A 24,402-nucleotide genomic window follows, 5' to 3' on the forward strand; every position below is an offset into this window, starting at 1 on the left:
GCCCCAGGACCCTTTGCGGTGAGGGTTTATAACACCGCCCCGTAGACGCCGCAAAATGACAATTCCCGCGGCGTTCGCAAACGAACGTTCGATATCGGCGGGCATGGCTTCTGCGAATGGCGGGATGTGCGGGTGCGGCAGCAAGCCGATTTCCGCGGCCGAATGACGGCGATGGAATTCGCAAGTAGCGCGCCGTCCATGGCCTGGCAAACACGAATACGGCGCCCGAAGGCGCCGTATCGTTTGTAGCAGCCTAGAACTCCGCACGGAGTCCCAGGCAATCGTCTAACCGCTTATGGGTTCGGGACGATTCGGATGTCGTCGTAGTAGACCGCGCTCGCGTTGTTGGCGAAGAGGTCGATCGCACCGATGTTTCGGATTCCCGCGACATCCTGAGCAGGGAACTGCTGCGTCCACGATCCGGAGTAGAGCTCGGTTCCGTCGTAGTAGAACGTTTGCAGATCCTGATCGAGATCGATCTCGAGCTTCAGCTCGACCCACTGTCCGGTGATGTAAGGCATCGTCCCCGCGTTCGCGGCACCTTCCAAGGTAGTGACATTGCCCGTCGCGCTGTCGAAGGACACCTGCGTCGACCAGCTGAGGACGCTGGTATCGGTGTCCGAGTAGGCGTTCAGGAAAACCAAGGAAGACTCGCCCGCATAGTCAGCCGGAATGAATTGCATCGCCGTGATCGTGTACGAGCCGCTGGTGTAGCCGGAGAACTCGTGCACCAGATCGCTGGCCTGCTTGATCTCGATCGAGTTCGGTGTACTCACGCTCTGCGTGTTGACCACGATCGCGCCGGCGGCCGCATCGTTGGACCAGCCCTTCCAACCGCCCTGGCCGTGTAGGTTGTTGCCGGCCGTGTAGCTGTCGAAGTTCTCCGAGAATCCGGCCGTGCCGGCGACGTCGAAGCCGTCTTTGAAGATGCGGTCGTCCGGCTCATTGCCAGCGTTGCCTTTCACGGCGACAACCATGTGCGCATCGGGCGCGAGGCCGTTCGCTTCCTTGAACACGACTTCGGCGAAGGTGACCGCGGTGAGATCCGTGGTCGGCGTCGCCATGATCGTGATCTCCTGCGTGTCGGCGGCCGTGCCGTCGAAGGAGAACGACTTCCTGTCGACCGCCACGTCGAGGCCGGCCGGCGCATTCACCGTCACCGTCCAGCTCGACGGCAGCGCGAGCGTGTTGCGCAAGGTGCGCGTCCACTCGCACGAGTCGGTGCAATTCATGTTGCGCATGCTCGAAATGTTCAGCGTCTTCGGATCGCCGCCGGTGTCTGGATTCGCGGCGAGGAAGTTGTCGTAGGTTTCGTTCATCACGAAACCAGCCAGCGCCGCCTTGGTCAGGTCGACGCGGCCGCTGCCGACGTCGTCGGCATTCCAGGCCGTGGTCAGATTCTCCTTGTGGCCATCCGTGACCGAAGTCAGCATCAGCGCCGATTTCACTTCGGCCGGAGTCCACTGCGGATGTGCCGAACGCAGCAATGCTCCGGCGCCGGCCAGATGCGGCGAGGACATCGAGGTGCCGCTCATGGACCCGTAGTTGCCGGAAGCTTCGTCGACCGCCGCATAGATGCTCACGCCGGGCCCGGTAATGTCCGGTTTGGTCACGCTGACCAAACCGCTCGGCCCGCGCAGGCTGAAGCCGGCGAGCACATCGCCTTGCCGGACCGCGGGAGAGAACGAGGTGACGACCGGCGTCGGTGCGTTCGAATCGATGAACGCAGCGATCGCCTGCCCCTGGCTCTGCAGGATGCTGTAGGCCGGCAGCGTGGCCGACTCGGTGTTCATGCTGATTGCACCGGTCGTATTGTTGTAGATGATCGCCACCACCGCGCCGGCATCGTCGGCGTTCTGAATTTTCTCCGAGAAATTGCAGCCGCCGCGTTGGATCAGCGCAATCGAGCCGTCGAAGTAGTCGCTCGGGAAGCCGCCGGTGGCGGTACAGCCGCTGATATTGGTCGCGTAACGACGGATCTCCAATCCGTTCGCCGGCGTGCCGAGGTTCGGGCCCGAACCGGGAGTCAGCACGATGTTCTGCAACTGCGCCGACGGCGTTCCGGGCCCGGTGACCGACAGCGTGCCGTTGCCGGCCACGTTGCGGTCGTGCGTCGAAGCCGCCACGGACGTGAGCCACGGCCCGAGATGGTTGACCGCACCGACCGGATCGGAGCCGCCGCGTGTATTGCCCGCCGACGCCGCGACGAAGATGTCCGCCTGCAGCGCATCCAGAAACTGGCGATCGTTGTCGTCCCACGGCTCGGTGCCGCCGGAAATGGAGAAGTTGATGACGTCGACGCCGTCGGTGATCGCGTTTTCGATGCCGGCGAGAATCGCGCCTCCCGCACACGTATCGGTCGCGCAGACCTTGTAGGAGCGCAGGCTGGCGCAAGGCGCGACGCCGGACATGAAGGGCGCGTCGGCCGGCAGTGTGGGCGGCGGTACCGCCGCCGTCGTCAGGACATTGCCGACCGCGGTACTGCCCGTGTGCACGCCGTGTCCGTTGCCGTCAGCCGCCTCCGGATCGGCACCGTTACAGACGCCGCCGCTGCTGCTCGTGCAATCCACCGCGCTGAGCTGTTTGGGATTGCTGCCGCCCAAGCCGCAGCTGGCGTCGTCGGCAAACGAGGGATGGCCGCTGTTGGCGCCGGTATCGAGCACGCCGACGACGGTACCGAAGCCACGCGTGCCGATGGCGCCGGGTACGCTGCTGCCGTCCCAGATCGACGGCGCGCCGATGAATTCCGGGCCGCGATAGGTCGACAGTCGCTGGTCCCGCGCACGTTCGACGCTGCGGACGCCGGGCACGCCGGCGACCTGCCGCGCCTGGCTCGCGCTCAGTTCAACCGCAACGGCATTCGCCGTGACTGCGTAGCTGTGCGTCGGTGTGAGCGTGATGCCGAGCGTGCGATTGATCGCGGCCAGATGGGCTTCGCGTTGCTCGGACAGATACGCCTTGTACGCGGTGGCGGCGGCGGAATGCGCGTCGAGCTTGCCGCCGGCGTTGCCCGCGACGGCCGTCGCCGCCAGCCCGCTGACCTCGCCTCGATAGTGCAGCAGGCCGCTTTCGACGAAGCGGACGATGTAGGTGTGATGGGTGGAATTCTGCTCGGCGCTATTGGCTCTGGCCACGGTCGTGGCGGCGTCGAGCTGGGCCGGCAGTCCTACCGCGGCCAGGGCGAATGCGATCGACGCGACCAGCGCGTCGCGATGAAGCGGCTTGCTCATTTCGGTTCTCCAGGTATTTCATCTTGGAAGACCGAAGACGAGACGTGCCGCACCGTTCGCATCGGGGACTAGCAAAGTGATAGCCCCAATTCCCTTTGCGCGAACGGCTTATAGCATCCACCGCGGCGATGCGGAAGCCGACGTCGAGGAAACATCGGTCAATCCCGCGATGGCGCTGCGAATCACACGACGTGTAGCGCTGCAACGCCGATCGATACGCTTGCGCACAGTCGTTGCGGAAGCCAGGGTTTCGTCGCAGCGCGCGACCGCACGCTGCACCGCGCCGCTTCGAGACCCGCCGCGCGGATGCGCGGCAAAGAAAAAGGCGCGGAGGTCCGCGCCTTTCTCGATCTTCGCTGCTCGGAAACCGGCGCGGAAGCCGCGCGGGTTTCGATCAACGCAAGCACTCTTTACTGCTTGGCACCCAAGGTATGGGTTCCCAGCGAAACGGTCTTGCCGCTTCCCGTCGTGCCGTGACCGCGCACGATCCAGTTCGAGTGGTAGTTCGCGATCAGACTCGACACCAACACCATGTTCTGTGCGGCCAGGTCGGGATCCGTCGGCGGCGTGCTGCCGATGTCACCGATCCAAGAACGTCCCGAATCGACCGTGGCGCGGTCGTTCGCAGCCGGGCGAGCACCTGTTGCACCCTTGTAGACGAACGCGATCAGCACGTCGCCCGGACCGGTGAGCTGGAAACCGCCGCCCGGCAGAGTGATCGTCTGCAGCGAATTCAACGGCGCGGCGACCGCGACGTTCTTCGCCGAACCAACCAGCGTGGCGCCGTTGGACGGATCGGTGTCGTTGTCCTGATAGACGTAGACATCGAACGTCTCGCCCACCGCCGCGCCGATGCTGCCGTCACTCAGAGCGCCGACGAACACCGCCTGCACGGTCTGGAGCGTGAACGGATAGTCCGCCGCGTCCGGCGTGAAGCGGTTCAACCAGACGAAGTAGCTTCCGGCTCCCGCACCGACCGCTCCCAACGAGCCGCTCGCCCAGCTGTCGACCTTGAGATCGATGCCTTCAGGCGGGGTGACGGTGCCACCCTTGACCGCTGCGGTGATGTGCTGCTCGGGCGACTGGCCCTGCGCTTCGGTCAGCTTGAGCGTACCGAACTTGATCGCCGACAGCGTGCCGCTCGGTGTCGCGGTGATCGTGATCGTCTGCTCCGCACCCGGAGCCAGCGTGAAGGTGGCCGGCGTGGCCGACAGCGTGAAGCTGTCACCGGTGCCCGTCACGTTCCAAGTGCCCGAGGTGGTCAGCTGGTTCTTGACCTTGCGCGTCCAGGTACACGTCGCCGCGCACGCCATGTCGCGCACCGAAGCGATGTTGAGATCCTTGACGTTGACCGTGCCGCCGCTCGGATTCGAATCGACGAAGCGCTGATAGGTTTCATCCAGCGTCAAGCCGGCCATAGCGGCCTTGCTCAGATCGACGCGACCGCTGCCGACCTGATCGGCGTTCCACGCCGTAGTGCCGTCTTCCTGGAAGCCGTCGCTCTTCGCGGTGGTCTGGATCGCCGACTTGACCTCGGCCACGCTCCAAGCCGGACGCGCTGCGCGCACCAGCGCCGCCGCACCCGCCAGATGCGGGCTCGACATCGAGGTACCGCTGTTCAGGAAGTAGTTGCCGTCGGCAGGACGGCCGGCCGCGAGGATGTCGATACCGGGACCGGTGATGTCCGGCTTGGTCAGGTTGTCGTACGGCGCCGGGGTCGGACCGCGCTTGCTGAAGCCGCCGAGCACGTCGCCCTGGCCCGGGGTGATCACGCCTTGCTTGAAGTTGCCGGTTGCCGAACCTCCCGTAGCCGGATCGAAACCGTCGGCGAAGATCACGTCGGCGTTCGGCGCTGGGCCGAGGTTGGCACTGACGAACGCGATCAGAGCATCCGATTCGGCCAAGGTGTCGAGCGAGAACGCCGGAATCGTCGTGCCCGTCGTATCCATCGAGATGATCTGGTTCTGGTTATTGGCGATGATGACCATCGACGCGCCGGCGTTCGTCGCGTTGGTGACCTTCTCGACGAAGCTGCACGCGGTCGTACCCGGAGCCTGGAAGCCACGGCGGACCACCGCGATCGAGCCGGTGAAGTAGTTCGCCGGGAAGCCGCCGGTATCGTTACAACCGGAGAGGTTGGCCGGATAGGTGCGCAGCGGGTAGTTGGTCAGCGGCGGCGTGGTGGAAACGATCGTCGTGTTGCTGGGGTTGACCGGAATGCTCTGGATGTTCGCCGGCGGCGTGCCTGGACCGGTCACTTCGAAGCGCGGCAGGAAGGTTTCATCCTGCGACGAGGCGGCGACGGTCAGCATCCACGGGCCCATGTGCGAAACGCGTCCGACCGGATCGGCCTGGCATTCCTCGCGTGTGTTACCGGCGGAAGCGGCGACGAAGACGTCGCCGTTGATCGCATCGAGGAATTCGCGATCCTCATCCGACCACGGCGTACCGTTCAAGCAGCCCGGACCGATCGAATAGTTCACCACGTCGATCTGGTCGGCGACCAAGCTCTCGATGGCGGCGTCAATGGCCGCACCGCTCAGCGGGCCGGCCGCAGTTTCGACGCGATAGGAGTACACCGCCGCGCACGGCGCGACGCCGGACATGCTGACGCCGTCGGGCAGGAGCGGGCCCGGATTGGCGGTGTTGTCGATGGTGTTGCCGGCCGCGGTGCTCGAGGTGTGCACGCCGTGACCGCTGACCTGCGCGTTCGGTGTCGGCCCCGTGCAATGTCCGGCGCTGCTGGTGTTGCAGTCGAACGCATGCAGTTTCGGATTGGCCGTGCTGAAACCGCAGGTCTCGTCGTTGGCGAAGGACGGATGGGCGGTATTGGTGCCGGTATCGATGATGCCGACCTTGAGGCCTTGACCCTTGGTACCGACGCCGCCCGGTACGGCGGTGCCGTCCCAGATCTTGTCGGCGCCGATGAACTTCGGTCCGCGGAAGGTATCGGGCGAGTATTCGCGCACCGGCTTGACCGACAGCACGCCCGGGGTCGCAGCGACTCGGGCCAGTTCGGCCGGGCTCAGCGCCGCGGCGATGCCGTTCTTGATGATGCCGTAGGTGTGGCTGATGACGAGCGTGCGGCCGAGGCGGCTCTCGATTTCCGCGACGTGCGTTGCACGCTGCGCGTCGAGGTGAGCGGCGTAGCTCCGCGAGGCAATCGAGCTCACATCCAGCTTGCGCGTACCAACTTTGCTCGGCGCGGTCGCAGCGAGACCGGAAACGTCGCCCGAGTAGTGCAGCAGGCCGGGTTCGGCGAACGTGACGATGTACTGGCCGAGACTGCTGACCTCCACGGCCGAATCGACTGCATTGCTGGCCGTCAGCGTCGCGGCCGATGCCGGCGACAAGCTGACCCCCAATAGCGCCACGCCGACGGCGGACGCCAGCATGTTTACGTGCAGCAACTTCTTCATTTCAATCTCCGACACGATCGCGAACGAAACCGCGCAGCGCAAGCCTCCGTGCTTCGCCGCGCAGCCAGGAAGGAACCAAAGTTGGATCCAGAAGGCTTTGGTTGGATCGCTCCCGCACTACGCAGAAACTGCTGAACTGTGCAGGAACCTGTGCATTCCATCAGTTTTCGTACAAATCCTCATGCTGCTTTGCAGCGTGAATTCGTCCCTTACTACAAATCTTCGTACGAACAAAAGGGTAGAAAGGAAGGCACCCCTGACAGGGCGCTCGCGGCCCGGCGGGCGGCGGGAAAAGGGCACTTAGCGGCAGATTGACGCAGTGCCGGCGAGTTCGAGTGGTCTCACGCTGGCTTGGCCAGGCTGGACGAATTGCCGCAATTGTCCAGTCAGAGGCACCGCCCCGGCACTACCGAGCCCGTCACAGGACGGCTTATTCGGGAGATGAATTTTTTGTCATGAAAAAACCCCGCGCCTCCTCGAGCGAACGGGTGCGCGGCAGCGGCGGCAAGCTGGCCAGAAAAAGGCGGCCGTAGCCGCGCGAGCTCAGGCGCGGATCGCACAGCATCAGGACGCCGCGATCGTGCACGTCACGGATCAAGCGGCCGGCACCCTGCTTGAGCGCAATCGCCGCGGCCGGCACCTGCCAGTCGGCGAACGGATTGCCGCCGGCTTCGCGCAGCGCGTCGAGGCGGGCAACCAGCACCGGGTCGTCCGGCGCCGCAAAGGGCAGCTTGTCGATCACGACCAGGCTCAATGCTTCGCCGGCGACATCGACACCCTCCCAGAAACTCGCGGCTCCCAGCAGCACGCCGTTGCCGGATTCGCGAAATTCGGTGAGCAGACGATGCCGCGGCGCGCTGCCCTGCACGAACAGCGGGAAGCCGACGCGCGCGGGCAACAGTTCAGCCGCGCGGCGCAACGCGCGATGCGAGGTGAACAAGAGAAAGGCGCGGCCGCGCGACGCTTCGAGCACCGGCACCGCCGCGTCGATCACGCGATCGGTGTAGTCGGCCGCGGCCGGATCGGGCAGGCCCTGCGGCAGGTAGGCGAGCGCCTGGTGCGCGTAGTCGAATGGGCTGTCGAGATTCAACGCGACCGGATCGTCCAGGCCGAGCTGGCGCGCGAAATGATCGAAACGGCCGGCGACCGACAGCGTCGCCGAGGTGAAGATCCAAGCGGCTCGGCTCTGCTCGCGCAATTCGCGCAGCGGCGCGGCCAGATCGAGCGGAGTCGCATGGAAGGCGAAGCCGTGGGTGGAGAGCTCGTACCAGTGCACCGTTCCGCGCGCGCCGCTGTCGGTCAGGTGCGCGAGCTTGGCCGCATGCTCGAGCGCACGCTCGGCGATGCTGTCCAAACCGCGGCTGCGCTCGGCGTGGCGGGCGACCACTTCGTTGAAGCCGTCCAGCGCGACACGCAGCGCGTCGAGCTCGCGCGTCACTTCGAGGTCGCGCTCGATCGCCGTGAAGGCGCCCTTCTGCGGAAAGCGATCGAGCGCGAGACGCAGGCGCTTGACCGTCGCGTTGAGCGCGTCGATCGGGGCTTGCAGCGAAGCGAACGCGCCGCTGACGTTGGCGCATTCGGCTACCGTGTCGCCGGCCAGCTCGGTTAATTGGCGCGCCGACAAGGTGGTCGAGAAGAACTGTCCGGCCAGTTCGGGAATCTGATGCGCCTCGTCGAGGATGAACGCGTGGGCGCCGGGCAGGATCTCGCCGAAGCCTTCCTGCTTGATCGCCAGATCGGCGAACAAGAGATGATGATTGACCACGACCAGGTCGGCTTCCTGGGCCGCGCGCCGCGCCTTGACCACGAAGCAGTCGCCGAACAGCGGGCAATCGGCGCCGAGGCAGTTCTCGGTGGTCGAGGTCACGCGCGGCCACAGCGCGGAGTCGTCGGGAATGTCGGCCAGTTCGCTGCGATCGCCCGACGCCGTACGCGTCGACCAGACGTGGATCGCCTGCAGCTGCGCGACCTGTTCGCGGCTGGCGAAGCGCCCTTCTTGCCGCGCCTGCTCGAGCCGGTGCAGGCACAGATAGTTCGCGCGCCCTTTCAGCAAGGCCGCCGACAAGCGCGCGCCGACCACGCTGCGCACCTGCGGCAGGTCGCGATGGAACAGCTGATCCTGCAAGGTCTTGGTGCCGGTCGAGACGATCACGCGCTTGCCCGAGGTCAGCGCAGGCACGAGGTAAGCGAAGGTCTTGCCGGTGCCGGTACCTGCTTCGGCCACCAGCATCTGCCGGTCCGCGATGGCCTCTTCGACCGCCGCCGCCATGATTTGCTGCGAGGCGCGCGGCGCGAAGCCGGGCACCTCGCGCGCGAACGGACCGTCAGGGCCGAGCAGGTCGGCGGCGGCGTTCATTGAAGGGGGCCGGGATTGGGGATGGGGGATTTGGGATTCGGAAAAAGCGGATTTGCGGAGGATCGAGGCCATGGCGTTCGCAGCGAAACAAGCCGAAGCCGAAGACGCTTTCTCCAATCCCCAATCACGAATCCCCAATCCCCGCCCTTGATCACATCCTCAACCGCGGCGCCACGCGGCACTCTTTCAAACGTTGCTTGGCCTGCGCCACGGTCGGCGCGTCGTTGAGCGCGGTGCGCGCTTCGACCACGGTCTGCCAGTTGCGCGCGCACAGACTGCCGACCTTCGGCCCCAGCGTGAAGCTCTTGATCGCGGTCTTCTCGGCCGGCAGCCAGTTGCCGCGGGCGATTTCGAGTTCCGCCACGTATTGCAGGATGTCCGGCGCGTCCGGCGCGAGTTTCAAGGCGGAATTCGCCGCTTCGATCGCACCGGCGTAGTCCTTCGCCGTTTCCAACCCGTGCGCCTTGTTGAGGAAGCCGTCGATCGCCGCATCGCGCAGCGGTTGCACCTGCACAGCCGAGTCCAATCCCTCGCCGGCCGCGCGGATCGCCTTGACCGCGGCGACCGGGTCGACTGTCGCGACACTCGGCTTCACGGTCGGCGCCGGCGGCGCTTGCGTACAGCTCGCCGATGCCAGCGCGATCGCCACCGAAACCCCGAGAGTACGAAACTTCATGTTCATCCGTCGCTGCCCAAACGAAGCGGCAATTCTCGCACGTCAGCCGCCGTTGCCGCCGAAGAACTGCTTGAGCTGATCGAGCGGGCAATGCTCCTCCTCGGTCGGCACGTAACCCGTCGCGAACGGCAGCTCGCGCGCGCCGGCGCAGGCCGAATCGGAACGCTTGCCCTCCGCGCTGACCCAGGCGCGCTCGATGCCCTCTTGCGGCACGCTCAGCGGCGCGGTCGGCAGCCGCTTCATCAATTCGATCCAGATGCGCAACGCACCGGTCGAGCCCATCAACCGCGTCGGCTTGTTGTCGTCACGGCCGACCCAGGCCACCGCCAGCGTGCTGCCGGTGAAGCCGGCGAACCAGGAATCGCGCTGGGTGTCGCTGGTACCGGTCTTGCCGGCCGCGCGCAGATTGCCCAAACCCGCATCGGTGATCGCGTGCGCGGTGCCGCTGATGGCGACCTGCTGCATCGCGTAGGTGACCAGGCGCGTCGCCGTGGTGTAGTCGCCGCCGCCGGGTTTGACCGCGTAACGCGTCAGTGGCCGCCCCTGCGCGTCGAGCACGCCGCGCAAAGAACGCAGCGGCAGCGCGTGGCCGTCGGCGGCGAGGTATTGATACAGCCGCGAGACGTCGAACGGACTCAACTCGACCGCACCGAGCAGCAGCGAAGGATTGGGATTGAGTTCGCGCCCAAGCCCGAACGATTGCAGGAAACCGTGCACACGCTCGACGCCGACGCGCAACCCCAGATGCACCGTGGCGAGATTGAAGCTGCGCACCAGCGCATCGATCAAGAGCACCTGGCCGTGCGTCTGGCGGTCGTCGTTCTGCGGCTGCCAGCGCTGACCGTTCGGCTGCGCCAGATCGACCGCGCCGTCGTCGACCGGCGTCGCCAGCGAATAGCGTTGCGGCTGCGCCAGCGCGACTAGATTGACGAACGGCTTGACCAGCGAACCGATCGGCCGCAAGGCGTCGAGCGCGCGATTGAAGCCGGGCTCGTCGACGTCGCGGCTGCCGATCATCGCCTGCACTTCGCCGTCGCGCGCACCGGTGACGACGACGGCCGCCTCGACCGCGTCGCCGCGCTGCCCCAGACCGGTGAGCGCCTTGTCGACCGCATCCTCCGCCAGCGCCTGCGCCGACGGCGCCAGCGTGGTGTGGATGGCGAGACCGGCGCTGTTCAATTCCGTATCCGGATAGTCTTGCTTGAGCTGGCGCCGCACCAGATCGAGAAAAGCCGGATAGCGGTCACGCGGCAGGCTCGCCTTCGCCGCGATGCCGATCGGCTGCTTGATCGCCGCGGCGCAGCTCGCTTCGTCGATCAGACCGGTGTCGCGGAATAGGCCCAGCACCAGATTGCGACGCGCCAGCGCGCGTTCCGGATTGCGCCGCGGGTCGTACAGACTCGGGCCCTGCACCATACCGACCAGCAAGGCGATGTCGGCGGCGCCGAGCGTGCGCACGTCGCGGCCGAAGTAGAACTCGCTCGCGGCGGCGAAGCCGTGCACCGCCTGGCCGCCTTGCTGGCCCAAGAAAATCTCGTTGACGTAGGCCTCGAGAATGCGCCGCTTGTCGTAGCGCGCCTCGATCAAGAGCGACAGCAGCGCCTCGTTGAGCTTGCGCAGCAAGGTCTGGCTGCGGTCGAGAAAAACGTTCTTGACCAATTGCTGGGTCAGGGTCGAACCGCCCTGCACGACGCGGCCGGCCAGCAGGTTGACCCAGGTCGCGCGCACGATCGCGCTGAAATCGACGCCGAAGTGATTCTTGAAATCGCGGTCCTCGACCGCCTGCAGACCACCGAGCAGGAGCGGAGGAATCTCGCCGAGCTGGACCACGCGCCGATCTTCCTGCTGCGCGCCGTACAAGGTCGCGATGCGCGCCGGCTCCAGCCGCGCGCTGGCCAGCGCAGCACCGCTGTCGGCATCGGCGAGCTCGCCCACACGTCCGCCCGCGAGCGTGACGAGAATGCGCTTCTCACGCTCGCGGCCATCGAGATAAATAAAACCACGCCGCGCGATCGTGTAGCGCGCACCGTCGCGATGATACGTACCCGGCGTGCGCGCGACCGCATCGTCGAGGTAGCGCGCCGCGTCGAGTTCAAGCTGCAGGGCCTCCGCATTCAACGGCAGACCCGGCGCGAGCTGCAGCGGCCGTGCATAGACGCGGCTTGGATACTCCCACGACAAGTCGTCGAAGCGGCCGCGCACTTCGCGATCGAGATAGAACGTGTAGGGAACCAGGAAGCCGATCGCGAGTCCGAGACCGATCCAGAACGGAATTCGCACCACACGCCAAAACGTGCTCAGCACGTCAGGCTACTCGCGGAGAAAGTGGGCGACTCATTGCGATATACAAGATTGGACCGGAATTTCGGCGGAATTAGGGCGATCGCGCGGCGCGGATCGGGCGCGCGCAGTGTAGCCGCGCGGCGTCGCAGCTGGCGAGACGGCGGCTGCGCGCCGGAGCGACCGGATCGGCGATAATTGGTGGGCTTGCGCCTTTTTTAACGGAGTCCGGATGCACGTCACGCCCATCGTCGCGAAGCCCTCTGCCGGCGATGGCGCGGCCGCGCCACTCACCCGCGAAGCCGCTACGCTGCCGCTACGCGTGTGCGTGTACGCCGCCGCGGCCGCCTCTGCGGCACAGCTCGACACGTTGCGTGAACGCCTGCCCGCTTCCGCCGCTGTGAGCTTACTTGCCGACGATGCCGGCGATCCGCTCGCCGCCCTGCGCCGCGCCGCCGCCGCGTTTCCGCGCGAGCATCTGATCCTGGTCCGCGCCGATCTCCAACTGCCCGCCTTCGCCGGCGAACGGCTCCTGCGCGCGCTCGAGCAGCCGGACGTGCTCGGCGCACTACCGCTCGATCCGCTGCGCCTCGATCCCGATCGCAGTCGCGTACTCGCATCCACACATGGCGCCGACGCAAGCCGCATCGACGCGCTCTGCTACGCCAGCTCGGAACGCCGCCTCGACGACGACGCGTACTATCCGCACGCCCTGCCGGCGCTGTCGGCCTGGCACGGCGAGCGCTTGGCGCAACTCGGCGCAGACGCGCTCGGTGATCGCGATGCGCTCGAAGCGAGCGGCCTGCGCGTGGTCTGTCTCGATCATCTCTACATCGACAACGGCGCCACGGCCACAGCGACCGAAGCGAAGCCGCCCTCGCCGCTCGATCCGCTGCGCGAAAGCGTCGCGGCACTGCTCGCCGCCGGCGTGGTGCCGACACAAGCCGGTCTCGACGACAAACCGGTGCTCTTGCACGTGCTGCACGGCTGGGGCGGCGGTGCCGAGCGCTGGGTGCGCGACTTCGCCGCCGCCGACCGCAACGCACACCACCTCGTGCTGATCGCGCGCGGCCGCTACGCCAGCCGCCGCCATGGCGAGTGGCTGGAGCTGCACGACGGCAGCCTGAGCGGTCCGCCGCTGCGGCGCTGGCCGCTGCCGCACGCGATCGCCGATACCGCGCTCGGCGATGCGACCTACCGCCGCCTGCTCACCGAGATCGTGCGCGACTACTGCGTCGATGCGCTGATCGTGTCCTCGTTGATCGGTCACAGCCTCGACGCGTTGCGCACTTCGTTGCCGTTGGTTTGCGTCGTGCACGACCACTATCCGCTGTGGCCGGTCCTGCATCGCGATTTCGGCGACGCCGCGCTCGCCTACGACGACGCGCAACGTGCCGCCGATCTCGCTGGCGGCGACGCCAGCGGCGAATTCGGCAACCGCGATCCGCGCCACTGGCGCCGGTTGCGCGACGCCACCGTCGCCGCACTGCGCGACGCCAACGCGACCTTGATCGCACCGACTCGCTCGGCGCTGTCGAACCATCTGCGCCTGGCGCCGGAGCTGCGCACGCTGCGCGCCGAGGTCATCGCGCACGGCCTCGCAGCGTGGCCACGCGGTACGCAAAAACTTCCTGCGCCGCCTGAGCGCGCGCGTCTGCGTTTGTTGGTTCCGGGACGCATCCGCCGCGGCAAGGGCGCCGAGTTGTTGCAGGCCGCGTTGCCGGCTTTGCGCGCGCGCGCCGACCTGTTCCTGCTCGGCGCCGGCAGCGACGCGCACGCGCTGTTCGGCGAGGGCGGCCTGCACATCGTGCTCGACTACCGTCGCGACGAGCTGCCGCGTCTGCTCGCCGAGATCCGCCCCGACGCCGTCTTGCTGCTGCCGACCGTCTCGGAAACCTTCAGCTACACCCTGTCGGAGATGCGCAGCCTCGGCCTGCCGGTGATCGCGACGCGCGTGGGCGCCTTGGCCGAACGCATCGAGGACGGCGTCGACGGCGTTCTGGTCGAACCCGATGTCGCTGCGATCGTCGCGCGCGTCGAGGAGCTCGCACACCGACGCGACACGCTCGATGCGATCCGCGGCCGGCTCGCCGACGAGCGCCAACCGACGCCGGCGGAAGCGGCGCAAGCGTATACGACCCTGCTCGGTCTCAGGCCGCGCCCGTTCGCGCGCTATCGCTTGCATGCGACGAGTGCGCAAACCTTGAACGAAGCAGCGCTCAGCGCAGCGTTGGCCGACCTGCGCCGGCGCGAAGCCGATGCGCGCAGCAAGCTCGCCGCCAGCGAAACCGAGAGCAGACGGCGCGGCGATTGGGGTCACGCCGTCAGCCGCGAGCTGAGCGGCAACCGCGCGCAATTGAAAACACTGAGCGATCGGCACAGCGCACTGCACGAAGAACTCGACGACCGCACGCGTTGGGCGAAATCGCTGGTCGCCGAAACCGAGCAGCAGCGCGAGACCATTGCCGGCCTGGAATCCATCGCACGCGATCGCGCGGCGATCCTGACCAGCCGCTCCTGGCGCATCACGCGGCCGCTGCGTGCGGCCACCACGCGCTTGCTCGCGCTGCGCGCGAGCCTGCGCTTTCGCTTGACGCACTTGCGCGGCTCCGTCGCACGCGTACGCGGCAGCCTGGCGCAACGCGGATTGGCCGGCACCATGCAGCGAATCGCGCAGGAGTTTCGCCGCAGCGGCCCGCAACAGGCGCCGATCGCCTATGCGGAGCCGGCCAACGATTTCGCATCGTTCGCGCTGCCCAGCAGCGACAGTCCGCGCGTGTCGATCGTGATTCCGGTCTACAACAAGATCGCCTACACCGTCGCCTGCCTGCGCTCGATCGCCGAACACGCCGGCACGACGCCGTTCGAAGTGATCGTGGTCGATGACGGCTCCAGCGACGCGACGCCGGAGCGGCTCGGCGAAATCGCCGGCATTCGCGCGCTACGCAACGCCGAGAACCTCGGCTTCGTCGGCTCGTGTAATGCCGGCGCGCAGGCAGCACGCGGCGAGTACGTGTTGTTCCTCAACAACGACACCGTCGTCACCGCCGGCTGGGTCGAAGCGCTCGTGCGCTGCATCGAGCAAGCGCCGCAGGCCGGCCTGGTCGGCGCCAAGCTGGTCTATCCGGACGGGCGTCTGCAGGAGGCCGGCGGCATCGTCTTCGACGACGGCTCGGGCTGGAACTACGGCCGCTTCGACAGCCCGACCGATGCGCGCTACAACTTCCGCCGCGAAGTCGACTACTGCTCTGGCGCGGCGATCCTGTTGCGACGCGAATTGTTCGAGCAGCTCGGCGCCTTCGACCGCCGTTACGCGCCGGCCTACTACGAGGACACCGACCTCGCCTTCGCCGTGCGCGCGGCGGGGCTGAAGGTCTACTACGAACCGGCCGCGACCGTAGTGCATTTCGAGGGCATCACCTCGGGCACGGATCTGGGCAGCGGCACCAAGCGCTACCAGGTCGTCAATCGCGAGAAGTTTCTCGACAAATGGCGCGATGCGCTGGCGCGGCAGCCTGCGCCGGGCACCCCGATCGGACGTGCCGCGACGCATCGCGCGCGCAAGCGCGTGCTGATCGTCGACGCCACCACGCCGACACCGGATCAGGATTCGGGCTCTTTGCGCATGGTCAATCTGATGCGCGTCCTGTCCGATCTCGGCTGCCAGACCAGTTTCCTGCCCGACAACCGCGCCTGGATCGAACGCTACACAGCCGAATTGCAGGAACTCGGCGTGGAAGCGCTGTACAGCCCGTACGCGGCCGATCCGATCGCGCTCCTGCGCGAACGCGGGCGTGAGTTCGACCTGATCGTGCTGTCGCGCCACTACGTCGCGGCCAGCTACGTCGGACTGGTGCGCCTGTACGCACCGCAGGCACGGCTCGCGTTCGACACGGTCGACCTGCACTACCTGCGCGAACAGCGCGCGGCGGAGCTGTCGGGCAAGCCCGAGCTCGCACGCGTCGCCGCGGCGACGCGTGCGCAGGAGCTGAAGCTGATCCGCGAATGCGACGTGACCTTGGTGGTCAGTCCGGTCGAACAAGCGCTGCTCGCACGTGAAGCGCCCGGCGCGCGCGTGGAGGTGCTGTCGAACGTGCACGAGGTGTACGGCTGTCGGCGGCCGTTCGAGGCGCGCCGCGACCTGGTCTTCGTCGGCGGCTTCCAGCATCCGCCCAATACCGATGCGGTGACCTGGTTCGTGCAGGAAGTCTTCGGCCGCATCCGCGCCGAACTGCCGGATGCGAACTTCCACGTGATCGGCAGCAAGGTGCCGGACGCGGTGCGCGAACTCGCCGATGAACGCGTGCTCGTGCACGGCTACGTCGAAGACATCGCGCCGTACATGGACGGCTGCCGCATCTCGGTGGCGCCGCTGCGCTACGGCGCCGGCGTCAAGGGCAAGGTCAATATGGCGATGAGCTACGGCCTGCCGGTGGTGGCGACCCATGCCGCGGTCGAGGGTATGCACGTGAATGCCGGCGAAGACGTGCTGGTCGCGGACGATGCCGCAGCGTTCGCCGCGCACGTGGTGCGCTTGTATCGCGACGAGGCGCTATGGAATCGGCTGTCGGCGAATGGTCTCGCCAACGTCGAGCGGCACTTCTCATTCGCCGCCGCGCGTGTAGCGCTGCAAGGTTTGCTCGCCTAGGCGGCTTCGCGCGCGAAGCCACCGCCGGCGCGGCTCTGCCAGCGGTCTTCGCCGTCCTCGCTCGCGCCGGGACCGAAGCGCCGCTCGTGCAAGCGGCAGCGGCCGTCGTTGCCTCGCGTCACCAGCGTGCTCGCGCGCGTGCCGTATTTCTCGCCGCGAATGAAAACCGGTGCGAGCACGCGTTCGAGCGCAGCGCCGACGCCGGTGTCGGGCAACGCCGCATCGGGCGGCTGCGTTTCGTCGTGCAAGAGGTCGAGCAGACGCGCTTCGTCGACGTCGCCTGCGCCGACCAGATGCTCGAAGCGCCGCTGCAGACGTTCGGTCTTCGGCCAGTGCACGCCGATCGGGCCATTGCTGATCACGTGGACGCCGGCCGTCAACGTACGCACGCTGCGATCGTTGCTGCCGAGCGCGAACGAGCCGGCTGCGTCACCGACGATGAGATTGAACGGCCCGTACTCACCGGCCTTCGCGCGCAGAGCTTCGAGATAGCGCGCCGGCGTTTCCTCGCCGAACACGAACGCGCGCACCAGATCGCCGCGCGAACGCGGCGCGGTCGCCGGCACGCCGGTGCGCAGATTGGTCACCGCGGCGTAGCGTCCGTCCTCGCGCAGAGCCATCCAACTGCCGCCGGCGACCAGATCGCGTCCGCCGACCACGCGTGCGTCCTCGCTCCACGGTTGCGCCGGCGCGGTCGCACGCGCATGGAATTCGTCGCGATTGCCGAGCAACAGCAGCGGCGTTCTAGCGACAGCGTCGACGGCGATAAGAAGCAGGCACATGGGGGAGCTGGGATTCGGGATTGGGGATTGGGGATTCGGAAAAGCTGAGAACTGGGAAGGAACCTAGAAGAGCGACGCAAGCCTTCGTTGACAATCCCGAATCCCCAATCCCCAATCCCGGCTCCTCACGGCTTTTCGGGCAACGCCTGCACGCGACTTTCCAACGGCGCCAGACGCGGATTGTGCGGACTGAGTTCGCGCGCGGCGTTCAGCGCGCGCGCGGCGTCGCTGCGGCGTCCTTCGCCGATGCGCGCGTCGGCCTGGTCGAGGAAGGCATTGGCGAGCTTCTCAGTCAGCGACGGCAGTGCGGCATCGTCCGGTGCGATCTGGCGCACCGCGTCGAGCAACGCGTAGGCGCGCTGCGGCGTGCCGTCGGTGAGCGCTTGTCCGAACAGTTCTTTCGCGCGCGCGGGCAGGCGCGCGATGCCGGCTTCCGCTTCGCGGTCGTTGCGGTCGAGCGCGAGCGCGGCGCGGTATTTGTCGTAAGCGCTGTCGCCGGGCGGCACGATCAGGTTACCGGCCGCCGCCGCGGTGGCGGCTTCGCCGACCAGGCGGCGTACTTGTTCGATCTGTGCCGGCGTCAACGCGGCGCGCTCGGCACCGATCGCCAGCCGCTCGCGCAATTCGCGCAGGTTCGAGCGTGCCGCGCGCAGGTCGGGCAGATCGGGCGCGAGTTCGGCCGCCTGCGTCAGCAATTTGTCGGCCGCGCCGGCGTTGCTGTCCTCGATCGCGGCGCTGGCTTGCACGACGAAAGCCTGCGCGACCTTGCGCAGGCCAGCTTTGGCACGCGCATTGGCCGGATCCTGTTTCAAGACGCGGCGGAACTGCTCCAGCGCGGCGTCGTCGCTGCCGGCGATGCGGCCCGCACGCAGCTGCTCCTCGGCGCGCGCCAGCGTTTCCTCGGCTGCCGCGCGCTCGGCTTCGCGCGCCTGTGCGATGCGGCCGAGCAGATCGGGCAAGCCCGCGTAGGTGGGCAAGATGCGCGCGATGTCGTCGCTGCGAGCGGCGGCGGTGGCGACGTCCTTCGCCGTCAGCGCATTGCGCGCCTGCGTGGCGAGCGCTTCGGCCGCTTTCTGCAGACCGGCCAGCGCGAGCGCATTGCCTTTGTCGGCGGCGAGCACGCGCAGATACTGCTCGGCGGCGCCGTCGGAACCGGTAATGCGGCCGGCGTCCAAGGCGCTGCGCGCTGTGGTCAGCCATTCCGAGGTCTCGTCGCCGCGCGACTCGCCTTGCTTGAGCGCCGCCTCGAGCCGTTCCACTTCGCTGCCGCCACCAAGCAGCTCGCGCGCGCTGTTCAAGGCCGCGCGCGCGGCCGCGAAATCGTTCGCCTTCAGGGCGGTTTGCGCTTGCTCGAGCAGCTTGCGGCCGACTGCGTCGAGACCGCGGCGTGCAATGTCGTTGTCCGGGTCCTGCGCGCGCGCGGCGAGGAATAATTCGCGCGCGCTGTCGCTGCCGGTGAGGCGGCCGGCGTCGAGCGCGCGTTGCGCGCGCGACAAGGTGTCGTTGAATTCGGTGCGCGGCAATAGGGCGCGCAGGCGATCCTGGTACCCCCAGGCACCGAGCGCGCCCAACGCGAGCAAGGCGACGGCACCGATCGCGAGCCAGCTGGTGCGTGGCATGCGCGCGGGCTGCGCGCGGCTCTTGCCGTTGCCGTTGCCGCGTTCGGCACGGATGCCGTCGTCGTCGATCGCGGCGACGATCTGGTCGATGCGGCCGATGCTCGGCTCGGCACGCTCCGAGCGCTCCGAGCCGACCGCAGCGAGCGGCAGCGGCGAGTCGCCCGCGCGCATCGACACTGGTGTATCGCGGCGCGTCGGCGGCTGTGCCTGGTCGAGCTCCGGCAAGACGCCGTCGGCCATGCGCCGTTCGATCTCGGCGATCGCGACGGCGACTTCCTGCCCGGTCTGGAAGCGCTCTTCCGGCTGTTTGGCCAACAGCCGCCCGAGCAGGGGTTGCAGCGCCATGATGCTGTCGGGCAGCACCGGCACCGGCTGGGTGATGTGCATGATGCCGATCGCGAGCGAATCGTCGGCCTGGTAGGGCACGCGCCCGACCAGCATCTCGAACAAAACGACGCCGAGCGCATACAAGTCGGAGCGGCCGTCGACCGGCTTGCCGCGCGCCTGCTCCGGGCTCATGTAGTGCGGCGTGCCGACCACCGCGCCGGTCTTGGTCATGCGCAAGGTCGAGTCGAGCGCGCGCGCGATGCCGAAGTCGGTCAGTGCGGCCGAACCGTCATCGCGCAACAGGAGGTTGTCGGGTTTGACGTCGCGATGGACGAAGCCCTTCTCCTGCGCGTAGCCGAGCGCGCCGGCGATCTCGCGCGTCACGCGCAGCGCAAAAGCCGGTTCGCGCGTGCTGCCGTCTTTGGCCAATACCGCACCGCCGCCCAGATACTCCATCGCGATGTAGTGGTAGTCGCCGGCGCGGCCGACGTCGTGGATACCGACTACGTGGCGGTGATGCAGGCGCGCGGCGATCTTCGCCTCGCGCAGGAAACGCTCGCCGAAGTTCGGATCGGCCAGCAGCGCCGGCGACATGATCTTCAGCGCCACCTCGCGGTCGACCGACTCCTGCACGGCCAGGTACACCGTCGCCATGCCGCCGCGACCGAGCTGGCGCAACAGGCGGTAACCGGGAATCTCGATCACGTTGGCGTCATATCCGCGTGGAAAGACCGGGAAACCGCGCCCCCGGCTGGTTTTTGAGAATAGCATGCAGTTCGCGCGCCAACAGCGCCGAACGCGGGCGCCGATGTCAACGCGACATGAAGACGGCGGGGGTTTCGGGTGACGCCGCAGCGCGCCCGGAGGCTCAACCGACGCGGCGCGCCTCGATCACGTTCGGCACCGCCAGCAGCTGGCTCAGCAGGCTGCTGAGCTGGCCGAAGTCGGCCACGCGCAAGGCGTAGTCCATGATCGCGATTCCATTCTTGCCGTCGACGCGCGCATTGACCGCGATCACGTGCGCGTTGGCGGCCGCGATCGCGTTGCTGACGTCCTTGTGCAGCCATTTGCGGTCGTAGCCGCGCACGACCACGTCGACGTCGTAGGCCGCCTGCTTGCGCGTGCCCCACTCGACCGCGACGACGCGGCTGGCGTCGCGCTCGCGCAAGGATGCCAGCTGGGCGCAGTCGGCGCGATGCACCGAGACGCCGCGACCGCGCGTGATGTAGCCGGCGATCGCGTCGCCCGGCAGCGGGTGGCAGCAGCGCGCGAGCTGGGTCAACAGATTGCCGACGCCGTCGATGACGATGGCGCCCTGCTCCGCGCTCGGCACGCGCGTCGGCGGCGGTGGCGGCACCGAAGCGGGATCGGGCGGCGGCGCGCTCAGTTCATGCAGCGCGCGCGCGATCTGGCCGGTGCTGACGTCACCGAGCGCGAGCGCCTCGAGCAGGTCGTCGAGATGCTTCAACTGGAAGCGCTCGGGCAAGCCGTCGAGATTGGCGTGATGCAAGGCCAGACGCTTCAGTTCGCGCTCGAGCAGGGCGCGGCCGGCGGCGAGGTTCTGCGCCAGGTCGATGCGCTTGAACCACGTGCGCACTTTTTCGCGCGCGCGATGGGTGGTGAGGAAGCCGTGATGCGGCGACAGCCAGTCGCGGCGCGGTTCCAGCACCTTGCCGGTGAGCACCTCGATGCGATCGCCACTGCTCGGCTGGAAGGTCAGCGGCACGATGCGTTCGTTGACCTTGGCGCCGCGGCAGCGGTGGCCGACGTCGGTGTGGATCGCATAGGCGAAATCGAGCACGGTCGCGCCGCGCGGCAAATCCATCACCTGACCTTTCGGCGTGAGCAAGTAGACGCGGTCCTCGACCACTTCGGTGCGGAAACCGGCGAGCAGTGCGGCGTCGTCTTCGCGCGCGTCCTTGTTCTCCAGCAGCTGACGCATCCAGGCGATCTTGCGCTCGAAGCTGGCATCGCCGCCGCCGCCTTCCTTATAGCGCCAGTGCGCGGCCACGCCGAGCTCGGCGTGGCGATGCATGTCGTGCGTGCGGATCTGCACTTCCAGCGTCTTGCCTTCCGGCCCGATCACGGCGGTGTGCAGCGACTGATAGTGATTGCCCTTGGGCCGTGCGATGTAGTCGTCGAACTCGCTAGGAATCGGCGGCCACAAGGTGTGCACGGTGCCGAGCGCGGCATAGCAGGCGGCCAGATCGTCGACCAACACGCGCAGCGCGCGTACGTCGTAGAGCTCGGAGAATTCGAGCCCCTTGCGCTGCATCTTGCGCCAGATCGAATAGATGTGTTTCGGCCGGCCGGCAATGTCGGCGGCGAGTCCCGCCTTCGTCAGCGCCGCGCCGAGCTGCGTCTTGGCTGTGGCGATCCACGACTCGCGGTTGCCGCGGCGCTCGTCGAGCAGGGCGGCGATGCGGCGATAGACTTCCGGCTGCAAGTAGCGGAACGCGAGGTCTTCCAGCTCCCACTTGACCTGCCAGATGCCGAGACGGTTCGCCAACGGTGCATGGATGTCGGCGCTGAGCTGCGCCAGCGCGCGTCGTTCCGCTTCGGGCAGCCGCTCGGCCGCGCGCATGCGCACGAGCTGGCGCGCGAGCAAGATGAAGACCACGCGCAGGTCGCGGATGATCGCGAGCAAGAGGCGGCGCAAGCCTTCGTTGCTGCCGGCACTGCCGCGGTTCGCATGCAGCGCCCATACCTTCTCCGCTGCCTGCTGACCTTCGACCAGGGCACGCACGTCGGGCGAAAACGCGGCGAAATCGACCTCACCTAGGACGACGCCGGCGAGCGCAATCGTGTGCAGAACGCAAGCCGCCTGCGCTTCCTCGCCGACACCGAGGTCGCCGAGGAGGTCGAGCATGGCGACGAGTTCGGTTTGCGTCGCCGCGTTCGTGCCGTCGACCGCCGACGTTCGCTCGAACGCCAATCGGCACGCGCGCGCTGCCACTCCTGCTCCCGACGCTCGCGCGTGCGCGCCCGCCCACGCCACCAGCGGGGAGCCGGCATCGTCGTGCGGATTCATCGGCTCGGTAAAGACCTCGACCATCGCAAATCGCTGACCCGAAAACACGATCGGCGCCCGCAGGCGCCGATCGAAACATCATCCCGCTGCGTCAACTATTGAGCGCCACGCATCCAATTGAAGCCACCGGAAGTCGGCATGAAGCCGAATATGACGTTGTCGCCGATGAATTTGTCCGCCCCTTCGCCGACGCCGGAGCGCTCGACCAGGACGGAAACGCCGACGACCGGTGTTTCGAGCGTCGAATGGCCTCCGACGACGGCGCGTTTGACGGCGATATAGGAGTGCACGACCGAGCCGGACAAACCACCGGCGGAGCCGGGAATCTCGACCGGCGCTCCGTTGTTGATCGACGTGAAATTTTGTCCGACACAGACGTTGCTATTGAGCGTCGCCGGAACACTCTGCAACACGCACCACCCCTCATCGGATCTGGCGGCTGTGCTGTTGAGATACTTGCCGTCGAACGCTTCACGAACCGTGAAGAAGAGCTGCCCGGCACCATTCACCGCGTCGTTGGACGAACCGCTCGCAGCCGGAGTCAGGGGCACGGGAGCCTCAGAACTTTGCGGACCGAGACGAACGTCGACCTGAAAAAGATAAGTGAGATAGGTTCCGTCCGTGTACGTCCACAGACGCCCGGCGCGCGTCGGTGTACCACCGCTCTGAGCAGACGGACGAACAGCCGTGACAGCAGCGCAGCCTACGTCTTCGACCACCATGGCAGGCTGGTTGGCGCTCGGACTGCACGGCGCAACCGGCACCTGGCTCCAATCGGGCGTGTTCCAGTCGAAGCCGACCGACGGAACCCAGTTGATCAACCGGTTGTAGTTGGCTGCCGTTGCCGCTTCATAGCCGTTGTCGAAGATACCTTGGCGGGTGCTGCTCTTCAGCGCACCGTCGACTGCCGTGCTCAAGCAAGTCAAGGACGTATCCTGACCGGCATTCAGATTGAGACTATCGCCGGTGTACGCGAGCCTGGGCAGATCGCTCGACTTGGGAAAGACCCAAGCTTGCGGCGGACTCATGGTCTTGTCTTCGTGCTTGACCACCAGATCCATCGGCGTGTTCGTTCCGGGGCCTGGATTGCCGCAGAACAAGAATCCTTCCGTGTAAACCGTCAGGGTGCTTTCGGTGGGAGCGCTCTGCACATACGAAAAACCAGACTCAGGCGCCGTCGGCGTCTGCACATTTTGCGATTGCTTGTCGACGACCAGCACCGGTTCGGCCACAGCGGAACCACACGCCGCCGCGCCGGCGACAAGGCCAACCATCCACTTCTTGACTGACGACATTCGGAAATTCTCTTTGCTGCAACTTTTGGTGGCTCCCCTGCGCTCCAGAACCGGAGTCGCCCGGGGCACGAGGCCTGCACTAGAAGGCAGGCGACCGTTCGCCGAAGAACCCCCTCGAACCTTGGCTCGACGGGCGTGCTACACTCAAATTCGCTCCATCGTACCGGTTTCTGCGCTCGAGCGCACCTGTTAACTTCGTGTAAGAACAAGGATTTTTGCGGCTGCGGTCACACGCCGCCCCGCAGCAGCCAACCCTATGCGCCCAATTTCGAGCCTTGCCCTGATCCTACTGGTTGCCGCAGGTGCGGTGGCCGCCCAAACCCAGTCCCCTACCCTCGAGGAGCGCATGTCGCAGGCCGAGTTCCGCGCGGCCGGACTCGACAAGCTGTCGCCGGAAGAGTTGCAGCGACTGAACAGCTGGCTGCAGTCGCACGGCGGCGCCGGACAGACGAAATACGTCACCGCCAGCGGCGCACCGGTGTTCTACCCCGATTCGGCCGAGCGCGGCGTGATCGAAAGCCGCATCACCGGCACCTTCACGGGCTGGCGCGGCAAGACCGTGTTCAAACTCGACAACGGCCAGGAATGGCAGCAGTCCGAGTCGGGCCAGTACTCCGCCGGCGAGTTCGTCAACCCGGTCGTCAAGGTCAAGCCGATGCTGCTCGGCAGCTGGCTCTTGGCCGTCGACGGTTGCGGTTGCAGCGTGCGCGTGCAGCGCATCAAGTAAGCGCAGTAGGCG

The 24,402-nt window shown here is 67.0% G+C and carries 12 protein-coding genes and 1 pseudogene; 4 read left to right on the forward strand and 9 right to left on the reverse strand.

The window, feature by feature from the left end; all coding sequences use genetic code 11:
• Nucleotides 1–293: 293 nt before the first annotated feature.
• From AC3QL3_RS17355 to mrcB, 5 genes are all read right to left on the reverse strand, one after another.
• Complete coding sequence (locus AC3QL3_RS17355) at nt 294–3,230, reverse strand: S8 family serine peptidase (protein WP_492895339.1); 2,937 nt, start codon at nt 3,228–3,230, stop codon at nt 294–296.
• A 410-nt stretch (nt 3,231–3,640) separates the two neighbouring features.
• Nucleotides 3,641–6,649 carry a S8 family serine peptidase gene (locus AC3QL3_RS17360; RefSeq protein WP_492895340.1) on the reverse strand — a complete coding sequence of 1,003 codons (3,009 nt, stop codon included), beginning with the start codon at nt 6,647–6,649 and terminating at the stop codon, nt 3,641–3,643.
• A 430-nt stretch (nt 6,650–7,079) separates the two neighbouring features.
• Nucleotides 7,080–9,005 (reverse strand): DNA repair helicase YoaA, encoded by a 1,926-nt coding sequence (yoaA, locus tag AC3QL3_RS17365; RefSeq protein WP_492895341.1) that lies wholly within the window; start codon nt 9,003–9,005, stop codon nt 7,080–7,082.
• Nucleotides 9,006–9,156: 151 nt separating this feature from the next.
• Nucleotides 9,157–9,681: a tetratricopeptide repeat protein gene (locus AC3QL3_RS17370; protein ID WP_492895342.1), complete on the reverse strand. Its 525-nt coding sequence runs from the start codon at nt 9,679–9,681 to the stop codon at nt 9,157–9,159.
• Between the two features lie 42 nt (nt 9,682–9,723).
• Nucleotides 9,724–11,985, reverse strand: a complete 2,262-nt coding sequence (gene mrcB, locus AC3QL3_RS17375) for a penicillin-binding protein 1B (protein ID WP_492895343.1) — start codon at nt 11,983–11,985, stop codon at nt 9,724–9,726.
• Nucleotides 11,986–12,193: 208 nt separating this feature from the next.
• Between mrcB and AC3QL3_RS17380 the strand changes: the two are divergent.
• Nucleotides 12,194–13,969 (forward strand): annotated as a pseudogene (locus tag AC3QL3_RS17380) (glycosyltransferase); the annotation flags it as partial.
• 549 nt (nt 13,970–14,518) lie between these two features.
• Nucleotides 14,519–16,609 carry a glycosyltransferase gene (locus AC3QL3_RS17385; RefSeq protein WP_492898971.1) on the forward strand — a complete coding sequence of 697 codons (2,091 nt, stop codon included), beginning with the start codon at nt 14,519–14,521 and terminating at the stop codon, nt 16,607–16,609.
• Here the strand turns inward: AC3QL3_RS17385 and AC3QL3_RS17390 are convergent.
• The 3 genes from AC3QL3_RS17390 to AC3QL3_RS17400 all read right to left on the reverse strand — a co-directional run bounded on the left by AC3QL3_RS17390 (nt 16,606) and on the right by AC3QL3_RS17400 (nt 22,206).
• Nucleotides 16,606–17,391 (reverse strand): NRDE family protein, encoded by a 786-nt coding sequence (locus tag AC3QL3_RS17390; protein ID WP_492895344.1) that lies wholly within the window; start codon nt 17,389–17,391, stop codon nt 16,606–16,608. The genes AC3QL3_RS17385 and AC3QL3_RS17390 overlap by 4 nt on opposite strands.
• A gap of 125 nt (nt 17,392–17,516) precedes the next feature.
• A complete protein-coding gene (locus tag AC3QL3_RS17395; RefSeq protein WP_492895345.1) occupies nt 17,517–20,042 on the reverse strand; it encodes a serine/threonine protein kinase in 2,526 nt (841 codons plus the stop codon).
• A 163-nt stretch (nt 20,043–20,205) separates the two neighbouring features.
• Nucleotides 20,206–22,206, reverse strand: a complete 2,001-nt coding sequence (locus tag AC3QL3_RS17400) for a RelA/SpoT family protein (RefSeq protein ID WP_492895346.1) — start codon at nt 22,204–22,206, stop codon at nt 20,206–20,208.
• Here AC3QL3_RS17400 and AC3QL3_RS17405 point away from each other — a divergent pair.
• The gene (locus AC3QL3_RS17405) at nt 22,205–22,405 is read left to right on the forward strand and encodes a hypothetical protein (protein ID WP_492895347.1); all 201 of its coding nucleotides are present in this window, start codon (nt 22,205–22,207) and stop codon (nt 22,403–22,405) included. The two genes, AC3QL3_RS17400 and AC3QL3_RS17405, sit on opposite strands and share 2 nt — an antisense overlap.
• Nucleotides 22,406–22,463: 58 nt before the next feature.
• Here AC3QL3_RS17405 and AC3QL3_RS17410 read toward each other — a convergent pair whose 3' ends face one another.
• Entirely contained in the window at nt 22,464–23,663 is a 1,200-nt protein-coding gene (locus AC3QL3_RS17410) for a hypothetical protein (RefSeq protein WP_492895348.1), read from the reverse strand.
• Between the two features lie 346 nt (nt 23,664–24,009).
• On the opposite strand from AC3QL3_RS17410, the gene AC3QL3_RS17415 reads away from it, so the two are divergent.
• Entirely contained in the window at nt 24,010–24,390 is a 381-nt protein-coding gene (locus AC3QL3_RS17415; protein WP_492895349.1) for a hypothetical protein, read from the forward strand.
• Nucleotides 24,391–24,402 lie beyond the last annotated feature (12 nt).

This window comes from Dokdonella sp. GW821-FHT11D02, assembly GCF_058808595.1.